General features: G+C 68.8%; 21 protein-coding genes. 12 read left to right on the forward strand and 9 right to left on the reverse strand.

The annotated features are described in order from the left end of the window. Window positions 1-61: 61 nt before the first annotated feature. From PSS76_RS02715 to PSS76_RS02730, 4 genes are all read right to left on the reverse strand, one after another. A complete protein-coding gene (locus PSS76_RS02715) occupies window positions 62-955 on the reverse strand; it encodes a nuclear transport factor 2 family protein (RefSeq protein ID WP_337455823.1) in 894 nt (297 codons plus the stop codon). 84 nt (window positions 956-1,039) lie between these two features. Then, window positions 1,040-1,831, reverse strand: a complete 792-nt coding sequence (locus tag PSS76_RS02720; RefSeq protein WP_013417428.1) for an SDR family NAD(P)-dependent oxidoreductase — start codon at window positions 1,829-1,831, stop codon at window positions 1,040-1,042. Window positions 1,832-1,859: 28 nt separating this feature from the next. After that, window positions 1,860-2,123: a hypothetical protein gene (locus PSS76_RS02725; RefSeq protein ID WP_005517156.1), complete on the reverse strand. Its 264-nt coding sequence runs from the start codon at window positions 2,121-2,123 to the stop codon at window positions 1,860-1,862. After that, on the reverse strand, window positions 2,104-3,261 hold the full coding sequence (locus PSS76_RS02730) for a 3-ketosteroid-9-alpha-monooxygenase, oxygenase component (RefSeq protein ID WP_013417427.1): 1,158 nt from the start codon (window positions 3,259-3,261) through the stop codon (window positions 2,104-2,106). Before PSS76_RS02730 ends, PSS76_RS02725 begins: the two co-directional genes overlap by 20 nt. 275 nt (window positions 3,262-3,536) lie before the next feature. Here PSS76_RS02730 and hsaA point away from each other — a divergent pair, with 275 nt between their 5' ends. The 8 genes from hsaA (at window position 3,537) to PSS76_RS02770 (ending at window position 12,944) form a co-directional block, all read left to right on the forward strand. Beyond that, window positions 3,537-4,703, forward strand: a complete 1,167-nt coding sequence (hsaA, locus tag PSS76_RS02735; protein WP_013417426.1) for a 3-hydroxy-9,10-secoandrosta-1,3,5(10)-triene-9,17-dione monooxygenase oxygenase subunit — start codon at window positions 3,537-3,539, stop codon at window positions 4,701-4,703. 221 nt (window positions 4,704-4,924) lie between these two features. Beyond that, window positions 4,925-5,557, forward strand: a complete 633-nt coding sequence (locus PSS76_RS02740) for a TetR/AcrR family transcriptional regulator (RefSeq protein WP_172504543.1) — start codon at window positions 4,925-4,927, stop codon at window positions 5,555-5,557. Window positions 5,558-5,851: 294 nt separating this feature from the next. Next, window positions 5,852-7,015: a steroid 3-ketoacyl-CoA thiolase gene (locus tag PSS76_RS02745; protein ID WP_005517163.1), complete on the forward strand. Its 1,164-nt coding sequence runs from the start codon at window positions 5,852-5,854 to the stop codon at window positions 7,013-7,015. A 102-nt stretch (window positions 7,016-7,117) separates the two neighbouring features. Continuing rightward, entirely contained in the window at window positions 7,118-9,322 is a 2,205-nt protein-coding gene (locus PSS76_RS02750; RefSeq protein WP_337455825.1) for an acyl-CoA dehydrogenase family protein, read from the forward strand. Between the two features lie 11 nt (window positions 9,323-9,333). Continuing rightward, a complete protein-coding gene (locus tag PSS76_RS02755; RefSeq protein WP_337455826.1) occupies window positions 9,334-10,542 on the forward strand; it encodes a lipid-transfer protein in 1,209 nt (402 codons plus the stop codon). Between the two features lie 4 nt (window positions 10,543-10,546). Then, window positions 10,547-11,419 (forward strand): MaoC/PaaZ C-terminal domain-containing protein, encoded by an 873-nt coding sequence (locus PSS76_RS02760; RefSeq protein ID WP_084845958.1) that lies wholly within the window; start codon window positions 10,547-10,549, stop codon window positions 11,417-11,419. Then, a complete protein-coding gene (locus tag PSS76_RS02765; protein WP_337455827.1) occupies window positions 11,416-12,066 on the forward strand; it encodes a PaaI family thioesterase in 651 nt (216 codons plus the stop codon). The genes PSS76_RS02760 and PSS76_RS02765 overlap by 4 nt, the downstream gene beginning before the upstream one ends. An 89-nt stretch (window positions 12,067-12,155) precedes the next feature. After that, entirely contained in the window at window positions 12,156-12,944 is a 789-nt protein-coding gene (locus PSS76_RS02770; protein ID WP_005517168.1) for an SDR family NAD(P)-dependent oxidoreductase, read from the forward strand. A gap of 7 nt (window positions 12,945-12,951) precedes the next feature. On the opposite strand, the gene PSS76_RS02775 is transcribed toward PSS76_RS02770, so the two are convergent. Beyond that, on the reverse strand, window positions 12,952-13,266 hold the full coding sequence (locus PSS76_RS02775) for a hypothetical protein (protein ID WP_242420777.1): 315 nt from the start codon (window positions 13,264-13,266) through the stop codon (window positions 12,952-12,954). A gap of 164 nt (window positions 13,267-13,430) precedes the next feature. On the opposite strand from PSS76_RS02775, the gene PSS76_RS02780 reads away from it, so the two are divergent. Both PSS76_RS02780 and PSS76_RS02785 read left to right on the forward strand, forming a co-directional pair. Beyond that, entirely contained in the window at window positions 13,431-14,348 is a 918-nt protein-coding gene (locus PSS76_RS02780; protein ID WP_064079518.1) for a mechanosensitive ion channel family protein, read from the forward strand. Between the two features lie 54 nt (window positions 14,349-14,402). Further along, on the forward strand, window positions 14,403-14,792 hold the full coding sequence (locus tag PSS76_RS02785; RefSeq protein WP_084845956.1) for a VOC family protein: 390 nt from the start codon (window positions 14,403-14,405) through the stop codon (window positions 14,790-14,792). Here PSS76_RS02785 and PSS76_RS02790 read toward each other — a convergent pair. From PSS76_RS02790 to casG, 4 genes are all read right to left on the reverse strand, one after another. Then, on the reverse strand, window positions 14,729-15,457 hold the full coding sequence (locus PSS76_RS02790; RefSeq protein ID WP_084845955.1) for a helix-turn-helix domain-containing protein: 729 nt from the start codon (window positions 15,455-15,457) through the stop codon (window positions 14,729-14,731). The two genes, PSS76_RS02785 and PSS76_RS02790, sit on opposite strands and share 64 nt — an antisense overlap. 31 nt (window positions 15,458-15,488) lie before the next feature. Next, complete coding sequence (locus PSS76_RS02795) at window positions 15,489-16,403, reverse strand: TIGR03619 family F420-dependent LLM class oxidoreductase (RefSeq protein ID WP_084845954.1); 915 nt, start codon at window positions 16,401-16,403, stop codon at window positions 15,489-15,491. Between the two features lie 85 nt (window positions 16,404-16,488). Beyond that, entirely contained in the window at window positions 16,489-16,971 is a 483-nt protein-coding gene (locus PSS76_RS02800; protein ID WP_013417420.1) for a nuclear transport factor 2 family protein, read from the reverse strand. Then, window positions 16,971-18,635, reverse strand: a complete 1,665-nt coding sequence (gene casG, locus PSS76_RS02805) for a steroid-24-oyl-CoA synthetase (protein ID WP_081122242.1) — start codon at window positions 18,633-18,635, stop codon at window positions 16,971-16,973. The genes PSS76_RS02800 and casG overlap by 1 nt, the downstream gene beginning before the upstream one ends. Window positions 18,636-18,933: 298 nt before the next feature. Here casG and casI point away from each other — a divergent pair, with 298 nt between their 5' ends. Further along, the gene (casI, locus tag PSS76_RS02810; protein WP_037085920.1) at window positions 18,934-20,574 is read left to right on the forward strand and encodes a steroid-22-oyl-CoA synthetase; all 1,641 of its coding nucleotides are present in this window, start codon (window positions 18,934-18,936) and stop codon (window positions 20,572-20,574) included. A gap of 1 nt (window position 20,575) precedes the next feature. Then, on the forward strand, window positions 20,576-21,418 hold the full coding sequence (locus PSS76_RS02815) for an SDR family NAD(P)-dependent oxidoreductase (protein ID WP_013417417.1): 843 nt from the start codon (window positions 20,576-20,578) through the stop codon (window positions 21,416-21,418). The last annotated feature ends 76 nt before the right edge of the window (window positions 21,419-21,494 follow it).

Consider the following 21,494-nt stretch of genomic DNA (forward strand, 5'->3'; position numbering starts at 1 on the left):
AAGGATTTCCGTCGCTCAGCGAGAGAAATCAGAAATCCTTCAGGATCGGACCCGACTGCGGTTACGCGGTGTCGGTGCGTAGTCGGGTCAGACGCATCGATGCGATCCGCCAGTCGTCGCCGGCCTTCCGGTACTCCTCGACGTAGTGCCCGTAGCCGTGCAGGCTGCGCACCGGTGCGCCGTCCGGCCACCACAGCTTGTCTTCCATCGCCCACACCCCGGTCGCGGTGGTGGGGGAGGTCAGGGTGATCTCGGGCATGTGGCCGTGATGGACGGTGGCCACGTTCTCGATGTTCGCCCGCAGGAACGGCATGTACTCGTCCATCGAATGCGTCACGCCGCCACCGGTCTCCGTCATGTCGATCGTGACGTCGTCGGTGAACACGGCCGCCAGACCGTCCCAGTCCTTGGTGTCCATGAGCCGGAAGTAGCGGGCCTTGAGAGCCCGGATCGCCTCGATGTCCGCCGCGGTGGTGCGCGGGTTCACCGGGGACGTCCCGCCGTTCCAGTGGCCGGGACCGGCCCCGAGTACCTCGATCTCCCCCTGGGTGCCGTGCATGTGCTTGGTGCGGTGGCTCATTCGCCATGCTCCGTCGGTGAGCTGCCACTGGTCGTGGTAGTCACCGAGCGTCGAGAAGCTCAGGCCGCGAAGGTCTCCGACGCCGAGATGCAGGTCGGACACGTAGGTGCGGCTGGTCGCGGTGCCGGCCGCCAGGTCGACGTCGATCAGCATGTTGCCCAGCAGGTGCTGGGTGGGCCCGCAGTCGTCGAGGAACGAGCGGATCGCGGCTTCCACCTCGCCCGGCCCGTGCAGTGTTCCGGTCCCGAGATCGGCGGTGGCGTCGGGCAGCATGATGTCGTGCAGCACCGGCCAGTCGCGGTCGTCCATCGCGCGCGCGAACCGTACGACGCCGCGGGCGATCTCGCGTTCGGCCAACAGGATCTCGAGAGTCATCGGTGTTCCCTTCGGTGGCTGGGGGGCGAATACGACTGTGGCTGCGACCTTTCGGTCGCAGCCACAGCTTGTCGATCTGAAATTCTACGAGCGGTTCAGCAGCTTGCGCATCGCCTCGGCCGCACCCTTGACCATCTTGTCGCGGGGGAAGCCACTGCGCTTCTCGGCGGCGGCGTAGTTGCCACCGGCCACCCATACCGGACCGTCGGTGAGGTGCTCGAGCCCCTCGCGGGCCGCGTCCTCCGGCTCCTGGACGATCATGCCCGGGATGTCGAAGTTGAGTCCGGCGCGGATCATCGCGGGCGTGCGGGTGACACCCAGGATCAGCTCCACCACGTGGACGTTGTACGGCGCGAGCTCGAGCCACAGGCTCTCCGCGAACACCCGGCTGAACGCCTTGGCGGACGCGTAGATGCTCTGGTGCTCGGAGCCCATGTAGCCGGCCAGCGAGCCGAGCAGCATGATGCCGCCGCGGCCGCGGTCCTTCATCTTCGCGCCGAAGTGGTGCGACAGCTCGAGCTGCTTGGTGATGTTGAGGTTGATGACGCCGTTGAACCCGTCGAGGTCACCGGTGACGAACTCGTGGCCGTAGCTGTTGGCGCCGGCGTTGAAGATGAGCAGGCCCACCTCGAGGTCGTCGGTCACCTTGCGGATCTGGTCCATCGCGTCGTCGGCCAGGAGATCGAGCGACAGCGTGCGGACCTCGACGCCGTTGGCGCGCACCTTGTCCGCGGTCTCCTCGAGCGGGCCCGGCTTGCGGGCGATGAGCACGAGGTTGAGGCCGGCGCGACTGAGCTCGTCGGCGAAAGCCGCGCCGACGCCCTCGGAGCCACCCGCGATGACGACCCACGGGCCGTACTGGTTCTTGTCGATCATGAAAGGTCTCTCTCGTCTGCAGTCCGACCTAGTGGTCGACGACCTGCGGGGTGGGGACGGGCTCCTCGTTGGTGATGGCGAGGCGGCCGTCGAGCGCGGCGACCTGGATCGTCGCGCTCAACGCCTCGCACCGCATCACCGGTGCGCCGGGGCGGCCTTCGCGGCCCACCCACTCGTGGATCTCGACGCACTTCTCCTGTGCCGTCTCGTTCCACTGCACGGCGGTGTGTTCCCAGCTGTGCTTCTGGACCTGCACGCAGGCCCCACAGCGATCACACTCCAGCGGCTGCATTCTCACGCGCCTTCTTCTCGAGGTTGTCCTCGACCACTCGACGCCACGAAGCGACGGCCTTGGTGGTGTCCATCTCGTGCTCGAACCGGTCGGTCATGTCCGAGGTGACGTCCGCGCGGTCCACGTAGAACTGCTCGTACCAGCGGCGCAGCTGGTAGACCGGACCGTCCTCCTCGCACAGCAGCGGGTTCTCGATGCGGGTCTTGTTCTTCCAGATCGCGATGTCCTGCTCGAAGCCCTTGGCGATGAACTCGCCGAACTTCTGTGCGGTCTCGAGCGCCTTGTCCCCGAGGACCGGCGACTTCTTGACGATCATGCCGTACATGAGCACGAACTTGTCGGGGCTGACCGGGTAGTGGCAGTTGATGAGGATCGACTCGACGTCGTAGCCCTCGTACTCGTACGCCAGGTCGTCGATCATGAAAGAGGGACCGAAGTACGAGGCGTCGGAGCGGCTGCCGAGCATCTTCGGAACGCCGGTCGCGTGCGGGCGCATGTCGGTACGGGCCTCGCCGCGCATGAACTGGCTGGCGACCGGGCCCTCGAAGACGTTCTTGAAGAACGTCGGGAACGAGTAGTGCACGTAGAAGAAGTGCGCCATGTCGACGATGTTGTCGACGATCTCGCGGCAGTTGGTGTCGACCTCGGTGGTGTACCAGACCCACTCGGTCCACTCGTCGCTCAGCGCACCCTCGATGTGCGGGATGTACATGTCCTCTTCGGTCGGCGCCTTGCCCTCGGGGTCGTGCCAGATGAAGAGCATGCCGTCCTGGTCCAGGGTCGGCCAGGCGCGGGTCTTGGCGACCGGGGGAACGCGGCGGGCGTAGGGGATGTCGGTGCAGCGGCCCTTGCCGTTCCAGCGCCAGTCGTGGAACGGACACGCGACCGAGTCGCCCTTGATCTCGCCCTGGCTCAGGTCGCCGCCCATGTGCCGGCAGTAGGCGTCGAGGACCTGGACGTCGCCCTTGCTGTCGGCGAACACGACCAGCTTGGTGCCGAAGGCGTGGACCGAGTGCGGCTTTCCGTCCTTGAAGGACTCCGAGAGGCCGAGGCAGTGCCAACCACGGGCGAAACGGGTGGGGGCGACACCGGCGACGATCTCGCGGACTTCGGTTTCATCGGACTGATTGAGCGTCACTTCGTCCGTCCTTTCAGGGAAAGCAGTTTTCGAGTTCGGACGCGCTTCGAATGTCGAGCGCTGGCCGCGGATGCGGGCCCTCCACGGTGGAGGATGCACCTGTGGCATTGACGGCCACGCTAGGTGACACCTATCACCCGGTTTTCGACAGTCCCACTGGCCGGGACCGCCCCACGGACCGCCCGGCGGACGGTCCGCGGCCGTCCCGCCCTACCATGCGGGTACCCCCCTGTCCCTACATGTGATCCCGGTCGGGGTCGTGGAGGAGCACCCACATGCCCAACGAGGTCCTGCAGTCGGTCCGCGAACTGTTACCCGCTATCGCCGAGCGCGCCCAGACCGTCGACGAGTCGCGGCGCGTCTCCGACCAGACGATCCGGGACCTGACGGCGGCCGGCGTCTTCCGGATGCTGCAGCCCGCGCGCTACGGAGGTCTCGAGACCAGCCCGGTCGACTTCTACGAGGTGGTCCGCGCGATCTCCGGTGTGTGCGGATCCACGGGATGGGTCACGTCGGTGCTGGGGGTGCACCCGTGGCATCTCGCGCTGTTCGACGTCAAGGTGCAGGACGAGGTGTGGGGGCAGGACACCTCGACGCTCGTGTCGTCGGCGTATGCGCCGGTGGGGGAGCTCGTTCCGGTGGAGGGCGGCTACGAACTGTCGGGCAGCTGGCGGTTCTCGTCGGGCTGTGACCATGCGTCGTGGGCGTTGCTCGGCGGGCTCGTGGTCGGTGCCGAGGGGCGACCCGTGGACTTCATGACCGTGCTGGTGCCGCGCACCGACTACCGGATCAAGGACGTGTGGGACGTCGTCGGACTGCGCGGAACCGCGAGCAACGAGATCACCGTGGAGCGGGCGTTCGTCCCCGAGTATCGGACGATCCGCAACTACGAGGCGGCACAACTGCGCGGGCCCGGACACAAGGTGAACCCCGCGCCGCTGTTCAAGCTCCCGTTCGCGGCGATCTTCACCAGCACCGTCGCGGCGCCGGTCATCGGGACGGTCGCGGGGTGCTACGAGACCTATCTGTCGGCCATGCGGGACCGGGTCCGGCTCAGTCTCGGCGGCGGCCGGTTCGCGGAGGACCAGTCGGCGCAGATCGCGGTGGCGCGGGCGTCGTCGGAGATCGACGCGGCGATCCTGCAGATGGACCGCAACATCCGGGAGCTGCTGGAGCTGGCCGAGGCCGGCCAGCCGCTGCCGATGAGCATGCGGCTGCGCGTCCGACGGGATCAGGTGCGTGGCACGGAGCGGGCCCTCGAGGCGATCGACGTGCTCTTCAAGACCGCGGGCGGCAACTCGCTCACCCGCGGCAACCCGATCGAACGGGCGTGGCGCGACGCGCACGCCGGCAGCGTCCACGTCGCCAACGACGCCGCGCGGGCCCTCGCCATGTACGGCCGTGGAGCCTTCGGTCTCCCGGTGGAGGACAACCTGGTCTGACGCCGTCGGCGGCCCGTCGTCCCACGTGCCGGGTCTGCGTGGTTGTGTCCGCCCCCGTTTTCGGGTTCGATGTGAACTCGATCGGCGGCGCCCACACGGGCTCCGCGATTCCCACTGACCGGAAGCGCTGCGAGCGGACGACGTCAGCTGGGAGCATTCGAAGTGTGCTGCGCGCCCCGCGGCACGCGGTTCGAGGACGAGGACGAGGTAGGGGGTCGACGGTGCCGAGAGTGGCCGAGGCACGGGACGCGGCCGAGCCGAGTTCGGCGGAGCAGCGCGCGCGGTTCGCCCGCATGCTCGACGCCGCCGCCCAGTTGGGCGCCGAGAAGGATCTCGAGCGCGTGCAGATGCACGAGGTCGCCAAGCTCGCGGGCGTCGCGATCGGAACCCTCTACCGCTACTTCCCGTCGAAGACGCATCTGTTCGTCGCGGTGATGGTCGACCAGATCGACCAGATGAGCGAGGGCTTCGCGCGTCGCGCGCAACCGGCGCCGACCCCGCAGGACGAGATCTTCGAGACCCTGTTGCGGGCCACGCGGGCGTTGCTGCGCCGGCCACTGCTGGCGAACGCGATGATCCAGTCGACCAGTACGGCCAAGGTCACCACGATCCCCGACGTGGCGCGCGTGGACCGGCAGTTCCGGGACGTGCTGTTCGAGGCTGCGGGGCTCGAACAGGTGACGGAGAACGATTCGGTGCTCGTTCGTTTACTGGTATCGGCGTGGTTCGGCATCATCCAGTCCTGCCTCAACGGCCGGATCTCGGTCCCCGATGCCGAGGAGGATCTCCGCACGGCGTGCCGGCTGCTGCTGGCCGACCTGTCGAACGCTCAACTGCCGCCGATCCAGGCATAACTGAAATCAATTCTAATTCCGGCCCCGTGGAGTTGCTCGCGGGGCCGGAGTCGTCGTCGGCCGGCCCTGGGGCCGGTCCCGGCGGTGGCCCAGCGCGCCAGTGCGTAAACGGCTTACTGATTGAGCTGAATGCACGGCTGGCGCAGTGTTCGCCGAGCGTGCGGTCCAGTTCCCGCGCAGCCATTGCCCTGACCGCGAAAGTAGAATACATTCCAAAAATGAACGAGTTGCAGTCCCGAACGGGGCCGACTCGCAGTTTTCGCACGTATTCGCAGTACTCATGAGGAGCGCTCCATGACCAATGTCGTCATCGTCGAGGCCGCCCGCACCCCGATCGGCCGCCGCCGCGGCGCGCTCGCGGGGCTGCATCCGGCCACCCTGCTCGGATTCGCGCAGCGCGCGGTGCTCGAGCGCGCGGGTGTCGCTCCCGAGGAGATCGGTCAGATCGTCGGCGGTGTCGTCACCCAGGCCGGCGAGCAGTCCAACAACGTCGCACGCAACGCGTGGCTGCACGCGGGGTTGCCGTACACCACGGCCGCCACGACCATCGACTGCGCGTGCGGTTCGTCGCAGCAGGCCGTGCACATGGTGGCGGGCCTGATCGCGTCCGGCCAGATCGACGCCGGCATCGGCTGCGGTGTCGAGTCGATGTCGCGCGTGTTCCTCGGCCAGGCGCTCGCTCCCGGCACCGGTATCCCGTTCCCGGAGGACTGGACCGTCGACATGGGCGACCAGTTCACCTCCGCCGAGCGGATCGCCGCCAACCGCGGGATCAAGCGCGGCGACACCGACGCGTTCGGTCTCGAGTCGCAGCGTCGCGCGGCACAGGCGTGGGCCGAGGGCCGCTTCGACCGCGAGATCGTGCCCGTCGAGGCTCCGGTCGTGACGAAGGAAGGCGAACTCACCGGAGAGGTCGCCACCGTGACCCGTGACGGCGGCCTGCGCGAGACCACCGCCGAGGGCCTGGCCGCGCTCAAGCCGGTCATGGACGGTGGCATCCACACCGCCGGGTCGTCCTCGCAGATCAGTGACGGTGCCGCCGCGGTGCTCCTGATGAGCGAGGACAAGGCGAAGGCGCTGGGCCTGCGTCCGCGTGCCCGCATCGTGTCGTCCGGCATGGTCGGCGCCGACCCGTACTACCACCTCGACGGCCCCATCGACTCCACCCGCCACGTGCTGGCCAAGGCCGGAATGTCGCTCGGCGACATCGACATCGTCGAGATCAACGAGGCTTTCGCGGCCGTCGCGCTGTCGTGGGCGCAGGTGCTCGACGCGGACCTGAGCAAGGTCAACGTCAACGGCGGCGCGATCGCGCTCGGCCACCCGGTCGGCTCCACCGGCTCGCGTCTGATCACCACCGCGCTGCACGAGCTCGAGCGTTCGGACCGTTCCACCGCGCTGATCACCATGTGCGCCGGCGGTGCGCTGTCGACCGCCACCATCATCGAGCGCATCTAGGCGGCTCCGCCACCCGTGCGCCTTTTCGGTAGTCCCCACTACCGAAAAGGCGCACGGGCGCGAAGCGCCCGTCGTACTTCATCTACTTCCGAGGACTTTTCGATGACCATTGGTTTGAGTGACGAAGACCGCGAACTCCGCGATTCCGTGCGTGGTTGGGCCGCGCGCCACGCGACCCCGACCGTGATCCGGGAGGCGGTCGAGGCGAAGACCGAAACCCGCCCCGGCTACTGGGGTTCGCTCGCCGAACTCGGCATGCTGGGCCTGCACCTGCCGGAGGAGTTCGGCGGCGCCGGCTACGGGCTCGTCGAACTCGCCATCGTCACCGAGGAACTCGGCCGTGCGATGGTTCCCGGACCGTTCCTGCCGACCGCGGTCGTGTCCACGGTCCTGAACGAGGCCGGCCGCACCGCCGAGCTCGAGGGTCTGGCCGACGGTGCGCTGTTCGGCGCCGTCGCGCTGCAGCCGGGCGGGCTGAAGCTGGTCCGCGACGGCGGCAAGACCACGCTGTCCGGCACGTCGAGCCATATCCTCGGCGGTCAGGTGGGCGACGTGTTCCTGCTGGCCGCCTCCGATGACGACACCGACGCGGCCGAGGGTGGCCTGTCGTTCGTCGTGGTGGCGCGCGATCGCCTCGACGTCACCGAGCTGCCGAGCCACGACGTGGTCCGCCGCAACGCGGAGGTGAGGGCCGACGGTCTCGAGCTGTCCGACGGCGATGTGCTGGAACTCGATTCGCAGCGCATTCTCGACATCGCCGCGACGCTGTTCGCGGCGGAGGCGTCGGGCCTGGCGGACTGGGCGACCACCACGGCCGCGGACTACGCGCGGGTGCGTCAGCAGTTCGGCCGGGTCATCGGACAGTTCCAGGGCGTCAAGCACAAGGCCGCCCGCATGTTCAGCCTCACCGAGCAGGCCCGCGTCACCGCGTGGGACGCGGCCCGCGCGCTGGGTGAGGACGTCGACGGCACCGAGGCATCGCTCGCGGCGGCGGTGGCCGGTGCGGTGGCGCTCGAATCCGCGTTCCAGGTCACCAAGGACTGCATCCAGGTCCTCGGCGGCATCGGCTTCACGTGGGAGCACGACGCCCACCTGTACCTGCGCCGCGCGCAGTCGCTGCGAATCCTGCTGGGCTCCACGGCCTCCTGGAAGCGTCGCGTCGCGAACCTGACGATCGACGGCGCCCGCCGCGTCCTCAGCATCGACCTGCCGCCGGAGGCGGAGCAGATCCGCGCCGACGTCCGCGCCGAGCTCGAGCCCGCGACGGCGCTCGAGGGTGCCGAGCAGAAGGCGTACCTGGCCGAGAAGGGCTACACCTCACCGCATCTGCCCGCCCCGTGGGGCAAGGGCGCCGACGCGGTCACCCAGCTCGTCATCGCCGAGGAACTGCGCGCCGCCGCGCTAGTTCCGCACGACATGATCATCGGCAACTGGGTGATCCCCACGCTGATCGCGCACGGTAACGCCGAGCAGATCGAGCGATTCGTCCCGCAGTCGCTGCGTGGCGACATCGTGTGGTGCCAGCTGTTCTCCGAGCCCGGCGCGGGCTCCGACCTGGCCGGCCTGTCCACCAAGGCCACCAAGGTCGACGGCGGCTGGAAGCTCAACGGGCAGAAGGTGTGGACGTCCATGGCCCGCGAGGCGGACTGGGGTATCTGCCTGGCCCGCACCGACGCGGACGCTCCCAAGCACAAGGGCCTGTCGTACTTCCTGATCGACATCAAGAACAGCGGACTCGACATCCGCCCGCTGCGTGAGATCACGGGCGAGGCGCTGTTCAACGAGGTGTTCCTCGACGACGTGTTCGTCCCCGACGATTGCCTGGTCGCCGAGCCCGGTGACGGCTGGAAGCTGGCGCGCACCACCCTCGCGAACGAGCGGGTCTCGCTGTCGCACGACTCGTCGCTCGGTTCGGGTGGTGAGGCGCTGCTCGACCTGGCCGTCTCGATCCCCGGTGGCCTCGACGACGAACAAATGACCGTTCTGGGCAAGGTGCTGTGCGACGCGCAGTCCGGCGGTCTGATGGGCCTGCGCACTACGCTGCGGTCGCTCACCGGCGCGCAGCCCGGCGCGGAGTCGTCGATCGCGAAACTGCTGGGCGTCGAACACATCCAGCAGGTGTGGGAGGTCGCGATGGAATGGGCGGGTCCGTCGTCCCTGCTCGGTGAGCAGCATCGCCGCTCTGCCACCCAAATGTTCCTGAACTCGCAGTGCATGTCGATTGCAGGTGGTACCACCAATGTGCAGCTCAACATCATCGGCGAGCGGATCCTGGGTCTGCCGCGCGATCCCGATCCCGGAAAGTGAGTTCCACACGCATGAGTAATCGCACGTTCGTCGTCGGCGTGGGTATGACCAAGTTCGAGAAGATCGAGTCTCGTGACTGGGAGTACCCGGACATGGTGTCCGAGGCCGTGGGCACCGCCCTGGCCGATGCCGGGATCTCGTACGACCAGGTGCAGCGCGCCGCCGTCGGGTACGTCTTCCAGCCGTCGGCCGCCGGTCAGCGTGCGCTGTACGAGACGGGTCTGACCGGTATCCCGATCGTCAACGTCAACAACAACTGCGCCACCGGCTCGTCGGCGCTCATGATGGCCCGCGAGTGGGTGCAGGGCGGCATCGTCGACGTCGCCCTGGCGGTCGGGTTCGAGAAGATGACCAAGACGGCGCTCTCCGGTACCGGCGAGATGCCCAAGGTCTCCACTCTCGACGATCACCTGAAGGTGATGACCGCCAAGCACGAGTGGGGCCGCGGTCCCATGACGGCGCAGCTGTTCGGCAACGCGGCACTCGAGCATATGGAGCGCTACGGCACCACCGCCGAGCAGATCGCGTCGGTGGCGGTCAAGAACCACAAGCACTCGGTGAACAACCCCTACGCGCAGTTCCGCGACGAGTACACGCTGGCGCAGGTGTTGGAAGACAAGATGATCCACGCGCCGCTCACCCGGTCGCAGTGTTCGCCCACCTCCGACGGCGCGGGTGCCGCGGTGGTCGTCAGCGAGCGGTTCGTGCGTGAGCACGGGCTCGAGGACCAGGCCGTGGAGATCGTCGCGCAGGCGCTCACCACCGACACCGCCGAGGCGTTCGCGGACAAGTCGATGATCGACGTCGTGGGCGCCCCCATGACGAAGGCCGCTGCCGCACAGGTGTTCGCCGAGTCGGGACTGACGGTCGACGACGTCGACGTGATCGAGTTGCACGACTGCTTCGCGATCAACGAGATCATCACGTACGAGGGCCTCGGCCTGTGCGAACCGGGCGAGGGTGGCAAGCTCGTCGAGTCCGGTGGCACCACGTACGGTGGCAAGTGGGTCGTCAACCCGTCCGGCGGCCTCATCTCGAAGGGGCACCCGCTGGGCGCCACCGGCCTGGCGCAGTGCGCCGAGCTCACGTGGCAGCTGCGCGGTCAGGCCGACGCCCGCCAGGTCGACGGTGCCCGCGTCGGTCTGCAGCACAACCTCGGCCTCGGTGGTGCGTGCGTCGTCACGCTGTACCGGGCCGGGACCATCTCCAAGGAGTCGTAACACCATGCCCATCGACGTGAAGGCCGCGCTGTCGGCCGAACCGACTGTCCGCGAGGCCAACTGGACCGAGCGCGACGTCCTGCTGTACCACCTGGGTCTCGGCGCGGGAGTGAACGCGCTCGATCCCGCGGAACTCGGCTGGGTGTACGAGAAGGGTCTGCGGGTCCTGCCGACGTTCGCGATGGTCGCGGGTCAGGGCATCTCGGCCGGCACACTGAGGCCGGCCGGAATGAACATGCCCGGCATCGACATCGACCTGCGCAAGATCCTGCACGGCGGCCAGTCGCTGACGTTGCACGCACCGATCCCGACCACCGGTTCCGCGCGGATCTCCTCGCGGGTCGCCGACGTGTGGGACAAGGGCAAGGCCGCGGTCATCGTGCTCGAGCAGTCCGCGACGGACCAGGACGGAAACCCGTTGTGGACCACCGCCATGCAGATCTGGGCCCGCGGTGAGGGCGGCTTCGGCGGCGACGCCGGCCCGGAGGTCGCCAACGCGGTGCCCGAGCGGGACGCCGACAAGGTCCTGGTCTCGCCGACCAGCACCCAGCAGGCGCTCGTCTACCGGCTCAGCGCCGACATGAACCCGCTGCACGCCGACCCGGAGTTCGCGAAGATGGCCGGTTTCGACCGTCCGATCCTGCATGGGCTCGCGTCGTACGGTGTCGTCTGCAAGGCCGTCGTCGATGGCTTGCTCGGGGGCGATCCCGCTCGCGTGCAGAGCTACTCGGTGCGCTTCGCGGGCTCGATCTACCCCGGCGAGACCATCGAGACGTCGGTGTGGCAGGACGGGAACACGCTCACGCTGCTCGCGACCTGCCCCGAGCGCGACGGCCAGCCGGTGCTGACCCACGCCACCATGGAGGTTCGCTCGTGAAGGTCGGTGACCACCCGACAGCACAGACCCATCCGCACGGCACCGTCCTGACGTCGGCGCCGCAGGATGCGCCGGTCGACCGCGCCACCGCGGCCGCCCGGCGGGTGATCGACGCGATGCTGCGCACCGATCGCGGCAACGCGAATCTGGATCGGGTCTCGGAGGAGTTGAACAGTATCGCCGACCATCTCGAGGAGCACGCTCCCGAGGTGGCCGAGCGGATGATCGACATGTGGAGCGGTGAGGGTGTCACCCGCCACGACCCGATCACCGGTCCGGAGAATGCGATCGCGCCGCCGCTGGTCCTGAAGGGACTCGACGACGGCTCCGTGCAGGGCGTCGTGACGCTGACCCTGCCGTACCAGGGTCCGCCCGGGTGCGTGCACGGCGGCGTGTCGTCGCTGATCCTCGACCACGTACTCGGCGTCGCGAACGCGTGGGGCGGCAAGGCCGGTATGACCGCGCAGCTCAACGTGCGGTACCACAAGCCGACTCCGCTGTTCGAGGAGTTGACCGTCACCGGGAAGCAGATCTCGGTGGACGGCCGCAAGATTCACACCGTCGGCGACATCAAGAACGCCGCCGGTGAGGTGTGCGTGTCGGTGGAGGGACTGTTCATCGACGCTTCGGTGCCGCGCCCGCGGTAACCGTCTGGCCTCGAGCTGAAGGGTCCCTTCGTGCGCTGTCCGCGTGTGAAGGGACCCTTCAGCTCTTCCAACGGAAGAGGGGATCGACTGTGGGGAAGCTCGACGAGAGGGTCGCGATCGTCACCGGTGCCGGCATGGGCATCGGCCGAGGGATCGCGGGAGCGTTCGCGCGTGAGGGTGCGAGCGTGCTGGTGGCCGAGATCGACGAGGCCGCCGGTGAATCGACCGCGCAGTGGCTGCGCGACGAGTGGGGCGTCGAGGCGAAGTTCCTGCGGACCGACATCACCGACAAGGACCAGGTCCACGCGATGGTCGACGGTGCGGTCGCGCAGTTCGGCCGCCTCGACATCCTCGTCAACAACGCGTGGCGCAGCAGCGGCTACGCGCGGCTCGAGAACATCACCGACGAGCAGCTGCGCGGCGGTTTCGACATGGCGGTGATGGCCGCGTTCTGGGCGATGCAGCGAGCACTGCCCGAACTGGAGAAGCGCGGCACCGGCCGGGTGATCAACCTGTGCTCGCTCAACGGTGTGAACGCGCACATGTACTCGGTGCACTACAACGCCGCGAAGGAGGCACTGCGCACGCTCACCCGCACCGCCGCCCGCGAGTGGGCGCCGAAGCAGGTGTGTTGCAACGTGATCTGCCCGGGAGCGCAGAGCGCTGCATACCAGCGGACCGTCGAGGCCAACCCGCAGATGGCGGCGACGATGGCGTCGGCCAACCCGATGGGTCGCATCGGCGACCCGCTCGACGACATCGGCCCCGTCGCAACGTTCCTGGCGAGCGACGATTCCCGCTACGTCACCGGCAACACGCTGTTCGTCGACGGCGGCGGGCACATCAACGGCGTGCAGTGGGCGCCGCAGGTGGACTGACGACCGGTCAGGCGCTGGGGGAGTCGACGACGCTGCCGTAGGAACTGCCGAAGCTGCCGGTGTTCGAGCTGCCCAGGCTGCCGTTGGTCGAGCTGCCCACGCTGCCCGTGTCGAGGCTGCCGGACCCGAGCTGACCGAGCAGCGGCGTCAGGAGCGAGGGAAGGCTGAAGGTGATGCTGCCGGCCGAGCTGCTCGGCTCGGGTGGCTCGGGCAGCGCGGCGGCGGTGCCCGGCGCGAACGCCATCACCGCTGCTGTCCCGGCCGCCACCAGCACGGCCCCGAGCGCTGCCCGCACCCGACGACCCGTCGTATCAGTCACCATGTTGGGTTCCCTTTCGTCAGTTCGGGACGAATGAAACACGACGAAGGCCCCGGTCGGGGCCGGATCGGACGGATTCACCCCGGGCTTCACGTCGGCACCGGACGGCGCTCGGCGAGCCGACGGTGCCCAGCCGAGGGCGCCGATCTTCCGTAGGGTCGGCACCGATGACGTACGAATTGACTGCAATCGAACTGACCGACAGTGCGCGAACGTGGTTGATCGAGCGGCCCATCGAGATCGCGGTCTACATCGTGATCGCGCTCGTCCTGCGCTTCGTGCTGCACCGGGTCGTCGACCGCGCGACCCGGGAGAGACCTGGTGGGGAGCCGGGCCTGCTGCGTCCGCTGCGGGAACGCCTGCCTGCGGGGACGCGGGACTCGGTGGCCGCGCAGCGTCGAGCGCAGCGCGCCCGCACCATCGGGTCGGTGCTCAAGTCCGGGGTGTCGATCGTGACGCTCACGTGGTGCGTGCTGCAGATCCTGACGGTGTTCAGTGTCAACGTCGCGCCCCTGGTCGCCTCCGCCGGCGTGGTCGGCGTCGCGCTGGGCTTCGGTGCGCAGAACCTGGTGCGGGACTTCCTGACCGGCATGTTCATGCTGCTCGAGGACCAGTACGGGGTGGGCGACATCATCGACGTCGGTGAGGCGTCCGGGACCGTCGAGACGGTGGGCCTGCGCGTCACCACGATCCGGGACCTGAACGGCACGCTGTGGTACTGCCGCAACGGTGAGATCGCGCGTGTCGGCAACATGAGCCAGGGTCACGCGGTGGCAGTGATCGATCTGCCCATCGCCCCGGGGGCGGCGGTCCCGCGGGCGACCGAAGTGGCGCTCACCGCGGCCATCGAAGCCTCCGAGGACGAAGCGATCGCCGACGCGGTGCTGGAACGGCCGCAGATGCTCGGGGTCAACGGCGTCACCGCGGAGTCGGTGATGCTGCGGTTGACCGCTCGTGTCAAGCCCGGACAGCAGTGGGCGGTGCAGCGGTACATCACTCAGGCCGTGCTCGCCGCATTCGACGAGCACGACATCGCGGCGCCACTCGCGGCGCTGGCGGCGATGCGCGGGCCAGCCCAGGGCTGACGGCTGTCCGAAAGATCCAATCGCGGGAAACCTGCGGACGGCTAGCGTGGCCACATGACTCCTCAGCTGAACGCCATCGGCCTCGTGACGACGGATCTCGCGGCATCCCTGCGCTTCTACCGACTGCTCGGCCTCGACATCCCCGCCGATATCGAGTCCCATCCCCACGTCGAGGTGGTTGCCGGCGGGGTGCGGTTGATGTGGGACACCGTCGAGGTCGTGGAGTCCTTCGGCGGCCCGTACACCCCGCCCACCGGCGACGCGCGGGTCTCGCTCGCGTTCGAGTGCGACGGACCGGCGGACGTCGACGCGGTGTGGGCGCGGCTCGCCGAAGCGGGGCACGGCGAGGTGGAACCGTTCGACGCCCCGTGGGGGCAGCGCTACGCGACGGTCACGGATCCCGACGGCAACGGCGTCGACCTGTTCGCGGCGTTGCCGTCTTGACGCAGTTCGCCGAACGGGCGGCCCGTGATGCGGCGCGATTCGCGGATGAGATGGCCCTGGTCGACGTAGCCGCACTCGGCCGCCACGGCGGCGGACGGCAGGCCTTGCCCCGCCAGCTCGCGGGCGCGGGCGAGGCGCAGGATGCCGGCCAGGGTCTTCGGTCCGTAGCCGAAGCTGCGGTTGCCGAGGCGGTGCAGCGCGCGGGCCGACAGTCCGGTGGCCTCGGCGACCCCGGCCACCGGCATCCCCGTCCCGAGGAGACGGGCCGCGACGGTCACCGCGTGGTCCGGTAGGCCGACATCGGCCAGGCACCTCACCGCGAACGTCTCGAACGCGTCGGAGGCGCCGGTGGGATCCAGTGCGCTCAGGGCCGCCGCAGGCCGCCGGCCGACGACGTCGTCGAGCGGCACCCGCCGGTCACGCAGGTGTGCGGCCGGGACGCCGAGCAGGTGCGGGAGCAGACCGGGTGGAAACCGCACACCCACACCGGGCTGCGGGGACGCGGTGACGACGAACGGCCCGGTGTCGGGACCCGCGACCAGGACCGCGCCGTCCCGCCACACGAGATCCATGCAGCCGTCCGGCAGCACCGTGCCGTCCGACGAACGGACCGTGTGCCAGACGGTGGCACCGGGAACCGCGTGTGACGGACGCTCGCTGTACACGGCCCCAGTACAACACGCGGGGACGACAGGGTCAGCCCACCCGCGTGCGCCCGACCGCCTTCAGTCCCACGGCCCAGTCGATCAGCTCCGGAACCTCTTCTCCCGTCGCGCAGAAGGTGGCCGGTCGGAAGACCACGACCGTCGCGCCGGCGGCATGCCAGGCCAGGGCCTTCTCGGCGGTCGCGTCGAGGTCGACGGTGCCGTCGTCGCGGCGCTCCGGCCCCACCGACACCTGGACGATCGCGGTGCGGGGATCGCGACCGTGCGCCTCGAAGGTGTCGCGCAACAGCGTGACGCTGTCCGCGAAGGTCTGCATGTCGGCGGGGTTGACGGTCCAGCCGTCGGCGACCCGGGCGATGCGGTCGAAGTTGCGCCGACTCGGGCCGAATCCGAAGATCACCGGCACCCGCTCCTGCACCGGCAGGGGGCGGGCGTGGAAGTCCTCGAAGGAGAACTCGCGGCCCTGGAAGTCGGTCGGCGCGTCGGTCCACAGTTCGCGGCACGCGCGGACGGTGTCCTCCAGGCGGCCGAAGCGGGCGTCGAAGGGCATGTTGGTGGCCGTGTACTCGGCTTCCTGCCAGCCGACGCCCATCCCGATCGCCGCCCGCCCGTCGGAGAGCCGGTCGAGGGTGGCGATCTGCTTGGCCAGCAGCACCGGCGGGCGGATCGTCGCGATCAGCACCGACACGTTGAGCAACGCCCGTTCCGTGACGGCCGCGACCGACGCCAGCAGTGACATCGGCTCGTACCAGTCGTGTTCGATCGGGAACGGGAAGCCGTGGGTACGAACGCGTTCCGCATGCGCGGCCGCGTTGAAGCCGAGGTGGTCTCCGGTGGAGATCATGTCGACTCCCGCGCGGTCCGCGGCAGCGGCCACATCGAGCACCGGGCGGATCCGTCCGGCGTAGAGGTTCTCGGCTCCGAGGATGTTCAGACCGACCTGCATGGTGCTCCTGTTCCGCGGCTACGCGTTCGGCGCCGCCTTCGTCACGGACTTTGCCTCATCGAGAGTCGCAGCGCAGCACCGATTCTCACAGAGTGCGCTGCGCGTGCTCACTGAGGTTGCCGACCAGGTCGATGCAGGTGAGCCGCTGGGTGAACATCCACTCGCCGTCGCGGACCGCGAACGCATCGAAGTAGCGGCCGGTCAGGATCGGCTGCAGGGGAAGCGCGTCCGTTGCCTGCAGCACCGTGAAGTACGACAGGGACGTCGCGGTCCTGCAGTCGTCGGCGACGTCGACCCGCAGGTTGGTGACCACGTGCTTGGTGCGCGGCCGCGGCGGTGTGCCGTGCATCCGGATGAAGCTGCGGCACGCCTCCAGCACGCCGGCGGGGTCGCAGTCGCGCACCGCCCCCACCGGCGTCCCGGTACCGTCGCACTGCCCGTACACCGCGTGCGCGAAGAGGTCGGCTACCTCCTCGAGCCGCGCCTCGTCGACGAGGTGCGTGTAGCGGTGGGCGAGGTCGCGGATGGACTCGACCGCGCCGAGTCGTTCGACGGTCCAGGCGGACATCAGACGTGGATCTCGCGTCGGTTCATCTTGCCGGTCGCGTTGCGCGGCAACAGGTCCGTGGTGATGCGCCACTTCGTCGGCACCTTGAAGTAGGACAGGCGTTCGGAGGCGAACTCCCGCAGTTCCTCCTCGGTGACCGTCGCGCCCGGCGTCACCACGACGACCGCCGATACTTCCTGACCCAGATCCGGGTGCGGGGAGCCGACGACCGCGCACTCCTGCACTGCCGGGTGCTCGTCGAGGATCTGCTCGATCTCGGTGGGGTAGACGTTCTCGCCGCCGCGCAGGATCAGGTCCGAGCGCCGACCGGTGAGCCGCAGGCGGCCGTCCTCGACGACGCCGTAGTCGCCGGTGCGCAGCCAGCGGTCGGGGGTGATCGAGTTCTCCGTCGCGACAGGGTCGTTCCAGTAGCCGAGCATGACGAACGGGCTGCGCACGCACACCTCGCCCTCCATACCGTCCGGCAGCCACTCGCCGAACGGATCCCGGATCTCCATGCTGACCGTGATGATCGGCCGCCCCAGCGTGCCCGGGTACTCCTCGAGTTCGGCAGAGGTGGCCACCGCGATGGCGGTGCTGCACTCGGTGAGCCCGTAGCTGTCGACGAGGGCGTTGCGGGCGAACGGAACCTGTTCGCGCAGGCGGTCCTTGAACGCGATCGACGACGGCGCCGACGCGAGCGAGAACGACGTCAGCGACGAGAGGTCGTACTTGTCGAGGTTGCCGTGCTCGAGCAGACGCGAGGCCATCGTGGGGACCGCGCCCCAGTTGGTGACACGTTCGCGCTCGACGAGGCGGAGGATCCGGTCGACGTCGAAGGAGCCCTGGTTGATGACCAGCGCGCCGCCCATCGCGAGGCGGGGGACCGCCAGGTTGTGCAGGCTCGCGATGTGGAAGAGCGGGGAGGTGAGCAGGTCGCGCATGTGGGTCGGCACGTCCGGATCGAACTGCTGTCCCGTGAACGACGCCATGATCGCGCCGTTGTAGCGGTGGTAGTCGACGACCGCGAGCAGGTTGCGGTGCGAGTGCAGCGCGCCCTTGGGGCGGCCGCTGGTGCCGGACGTATACAGGATCACCGACGGATCGTCCTCGTCGACCGCGACGACGGGACGCTGCGCGCCGGCGAACTCGGCGAAGAGGTTGGGAAGGTCCTCTTCCATGGTCAGGATCGTGATCCCGGACGTGTCCACCCCGGCGAGCGCGGCGCCGCGCTTGGCGTCGACGACCAGGACCTTGGGGGCGCTGTGCTGCAGGCCGTACTCGATCTCGCGCGGCACCCACCAGCCGTTGAGGCCGACGGTGATCGCACCGAGCGCCTGCGTCGCCCAGAACGAGGTGACCCATTCCGGCGTGTTGGCGCCCAGGATCGCGACCCGGTCGCCCTTCTCCACGCCGTACCGGTCCCGCAGCGCCGCGGCGAGCGCGTAGGCGTCGGCGGCGTGCTGTGCGTAGGAGACGCGACGGTCCTCGGTGACCAGGTAGTCCCGGTCGCCCCACTTCACGGACTGCGCCAGCAGATCGCCGACGGCCCGATCCCTGTTCTTCATGACCGGCATGCGGGTGCCGAGGACCTCTTCCTCGACGATCTCGAACGGTCCGCCGAAGCCGGTGAGACGAGAGATGACCTGATCCAGGTGCAGTTGTGGATCGGCGGGGGCTGTCATGGGTGACCTTTCTTCGATGTCACAGTGTCGCTCCTGTCACCATTGACCAGCGAACACCCAGGTAGATGCCGTGAGGTGTGTCATGTGACGGGTTTCTCACGGCAATTTCTCACGTCCGGAACCCGCGATGGGGGGAGTTACCACTGAGCGAGACTGACGGTGATCTGCGCGACAGCCCGCGGATACTTTTCGCGCATAGGACATGGCTGCCCCGCCGACACCGCCGACGGCCATCAGTACCGCGCCCACCGGCGCCGTGACAGGAGAGAATGAGTTGGAACGCACCACGATTGCCGAGATGCTGCTCGATCGCGTCGGCGACGAGCATCTCGGTCTCCGCACCCGCGAGCAGGACTGGACGTGGGACGAGGTCGTCCGCGAGAGCGCCGCGTGCGGTGATCTCGCCCGATCGCTGCGGACCGACGGGCCGTTCCATATCGGCGTGCTGCTCGAGAACGTGCCGGAGTTCCTGTTCTGGCTCGGTGGCGCGGCGCTGACCGGCGCGACGATCGTCGGGATCAACCCGACGCGTGGCGCGGCGGAACTCGAGGCCGAGATCAAGTACGTCGACTGCCAGCTGATCGTCACCGACGCCGCGGGCATGGAGAAGCTGAAGGGCCTGGATCTGGGGCTGTCCGAGGACCGGTTCGTCCTCGTCGACGCACCGGACTACCGGGAGCGGATCGATGCCCACCGGGTGGAGCCGGCCATGGCCGACGGCATCGACGAGTTCAGCCTGTTCCTGCTGCTGTTCACGTCGGGCACCACCGGGATGTCCAAGGGCGTCAAGTGCAGCCAGGGCCGCCTGTCGCGCCTGGCGTACGCGAACACCGCGAAGTACGGGCACAAGCGCGACGACGTCGATTACTGCCCGATGCCACTGTTCCACGGCAACGCGCTGATGGCGTTGTGGGCGCCGGCGCTCGCGAACGGTGCCACGGTGTGTCTGCCGGAGGCGAGGAAGTTCTCCGCCTCGGGTTTCCTCCCGGACGTGAAGTTCTTCGGCGCGACGTTCTTCACCTACGTCGGCAAGGCCCTGTCGTACTTGATGGCGACCCCGGAGCTGACCGGCGACATCGACAACAAGCTCGAGCGCGGGTTCGGCACCGAGGCCTCTCCGGAGGACAAGGCCGAGTTCGTCCGCCGCTTCGGCGCCGAACTGTTCGAGGGCTACGGCTCGTCGGAGGGTGCCGGCTCGGTCAAGCTCGACCCGGAGGCGCCCTCCGGCGCGCTCGGTCGCCCCGCGCACGACGGCATCCTGGTGGTGAACCCGGAGACGCGTGAGGAGTGCGCCCGCGCGATCCTCGACGAGCACGGCCGGGTGCTCAATCCGGACGAGGCCATCGGCGAGATGATCAACACCGAGGGCGCGCGTGCCTTCGAGGGCTACTACAAGAACGACGCCGCCGACGCCGACCGCATCAAGCACGGCTGGTACTGGACCGGCGATCTCGGCTACATCGACGAGGCCGGGTTCATCTACTTCGCCGGACGCAAGGGCGACTGGATCCGCGTGGACGGCGAGAACACGTCGGCGTTGATGATCGAGCGGGTGCTGCGCCGCCACCCGGAGGTCATCGCGACGGGCGTGTACGCGATCCCGGATCCGAAGTCGGGTGACCAGGTGATGGCCGCGATCGAGGTCGAATCGCTCGAAGGCTTCGACCCGGTCAAGTTCGCCGAATACCTCTCCGGGCAGGCCGATCTCGGCAGCAAGGCGACGCCGCGGTTCCTGCGGGTCTCGACCAACCTGCCGATCACCGGGTCCAACAAGGTCCTCAAGCGCGAACTGCAGGCCGAGTTGTGGCGCACCGATGAGCCGGTCTACCGCTGGGTGGGCCGCGGCGAGCCCGTCTACGAGGCGATGACCGCAGAGGACAAGGCCGCGCTCGAGGCGGAGTTCGTCGCCTCCGGTCGCCAGCGTTTCCTGGGCGTCTGACGTGACCCGCAAGGTTGCGCTGGTCACGGGCGCGAGCCGCGGTATCGGCCGGGAGATCGCGCTCGCGTTCGCGCGTGAAGGTTTCGACGTGGCCATCACCGCCCGCACGGTGCGGGAGGGTGACGGCGCAGTGACGCCTCGCACCCGCGCGGAGGGCGAGACGCTGATCGCGGTGCCCGGCAGCCTCGAGACGACCGCCGCCGAGATCGAGGCGTGCGGCGTCCGCGCGTTGCCGATCCGGATGGATCTGCTCGATCTGGAATCGGTGCTGGCCGCCGCGGACGAGGTACTGCGGGTCCTGGGCCGGGTCGACGTCCTGGTCAACAACGCCTACGCGCAGACGGCCGGCCACATGGAACGGATCCTGGACCTGCAGCTCGGCGACGCCGAGGTCATGGTCCGCGGCAACTACCTGCATCAGCTGGCGCTGATCCAGCGGGTGCTGCCGTCGATGGTCGAGAACGGGGACGGGGTGATCGTCGACCTGGTGTCGGGATCGGCGACGACGGACCCGCCGGCCGCGCCCGGCGAGGGCGGCTGGGGCGTCGCGTACGCGGCATCGAAGGCGGCGTTCGGGCGACTGGCCGGTGCCGTCAACGCGGAATACCGCGGGCGCGGTATCCGCGCGTTCAATCTGAGCCCCGGATTCGTGGTCACCGAGTCCGGTAAGGCGCGCGGCGGCACCGAGAAGATCGAGGACGCCGGATTCGACTCGGTGCCCGCGACGGTGCCGGCCGCCGCCGCGGTCTGGCTGGCCACCGCACCCGACGCCGAGCGTTTTCTCGGAAAGGTGGTCTGGGCGCCCAAGCTGGTGAATGATTTCACTGATTCCGCCACGTCCTGACGGGCGTCTCGGAGTCGACCGAGTGCAGGTGGGGTCGCGGTTCCCGCTGTGCGAGACGTGTGACCCGGGGATCCGA

Source organism: Prescottella sp. D32, from assembly GCF_037287305.1.
Taxonomy (GTDB): domain Bacteria; phylum Actinomycetota; class Actinomycetes; order Mycobacteriales; family Mycobacteriaceae; genus Prescottella; species Prescottella equi.

Excerpts from the sequence above, each read along its gene's own strand:
- PSS76_RS02715 (WP_337455823.1), bottom strand. The coding sequence starts at position 955 with ATGACTCTCGAGATCCTGTTGGCCGAACGCGAGATCGCCCGCGGCGTC.
- PSS76_RS02720 (WP_013417428.1), bottom strand. The coding sequence starts at position 1,831 with ATGATCGACAAGAACCAGTACGGCCCGTGGGTCGTCATCGCGGGTGGC.
- PSS76_RS02725 (WP_005517156.1), bottom strand. The coding sequence starts at position 2,123 with ATGCAGCCGCTGGAGTGTGATCGCTGTGGGGCCTGCGTGCAGGTCCAG.
- hsaA (WP_013417426.1), top strand. The coding sequence starts at position 3,537 with ATGCCCAACGAGGTCCTGCAGTCGGTCCGCGAACTGTTACCCGCTATC.
- PSS76_RS02745 (WP_005517163.1), top strand. The coding sequence starts at position 5,852 with ATGACCAATGTCGTCATCGTCGAGGCCGCCCGCACCCCGATCGGCCGC.
- PSS76_RS02750 (WP_337455825.1), top strand. The coding sequence starts at position 7,118 with ATGACCATTGGTTTGAGTGACGAAGACCGCGAACTCCGCGATTCCGTG.
- PSS76_RS02755 (WP_337455826.1), top strand. The coding sequence starts at position 9,334 with ATGAGTAATCGCACGTTCGTCGTCGGCGTGGGTATGACCAAGTTCGAG.
- PSS76_RS02760 (WP_084845958.1), top strand. The coding sequence starts at position 10,547 with ATGCCCATCGACGTGAAGGCCGCGCTGTCGGCCGAACCGACTGTCCGC.
- PSS76_RS02775 (WP_242420777.1), bottom strand. The coding sequence starts at position 13,266 with ATGGTGACTGATACGACGGGTCGTCGGGTGCGGGCAGCGCTCGGGGCC.
- PSS76_RS02780 (WP_064079518.1), top strand. The coding sequence starts at position 13,431 with ATGACGTACGAATTGACTGCAATCGAACTGACCGACAGTGCGCGAACG.
- PSS76_RS02785 (WP_084845956.1), top strand. The coding sequence starts at position 14,403 with ATGACTCCTCAGCTGAACGCCATCGGCCTCGTGACGACGGATCTCGCG.
- PSS76_RS02795 (WP_084845954.1), bottom strand. The coding sequence starts at position 16,403 with ATGCAGGTCGGTCTGAACATCCTCGGAGCCGAGAACCTCTACGCCGGA.
- PSS76_RS02800 (WP_013417420.1), bottom strand. The coding sequence starts at position 16,971 with ATGTCCGCCTGGACCGTCGAACGACTCGGCGCGGTCGAGTCCATCCGC.
- casG (WP_081122242.1), bottom strand. The coding sequence starts at position 18,635 with ATGACAGCCCCCGCCGATCCACAACTGCACCTGGATCAGGTCATCTCT.
- casI (WP_037085920.1), top strand. The coding sequence starts at position 18,934 with ATGCTGCTCGATCGCGTCGGCGACGAGCATCTCGGTCTCCGCACCCGC.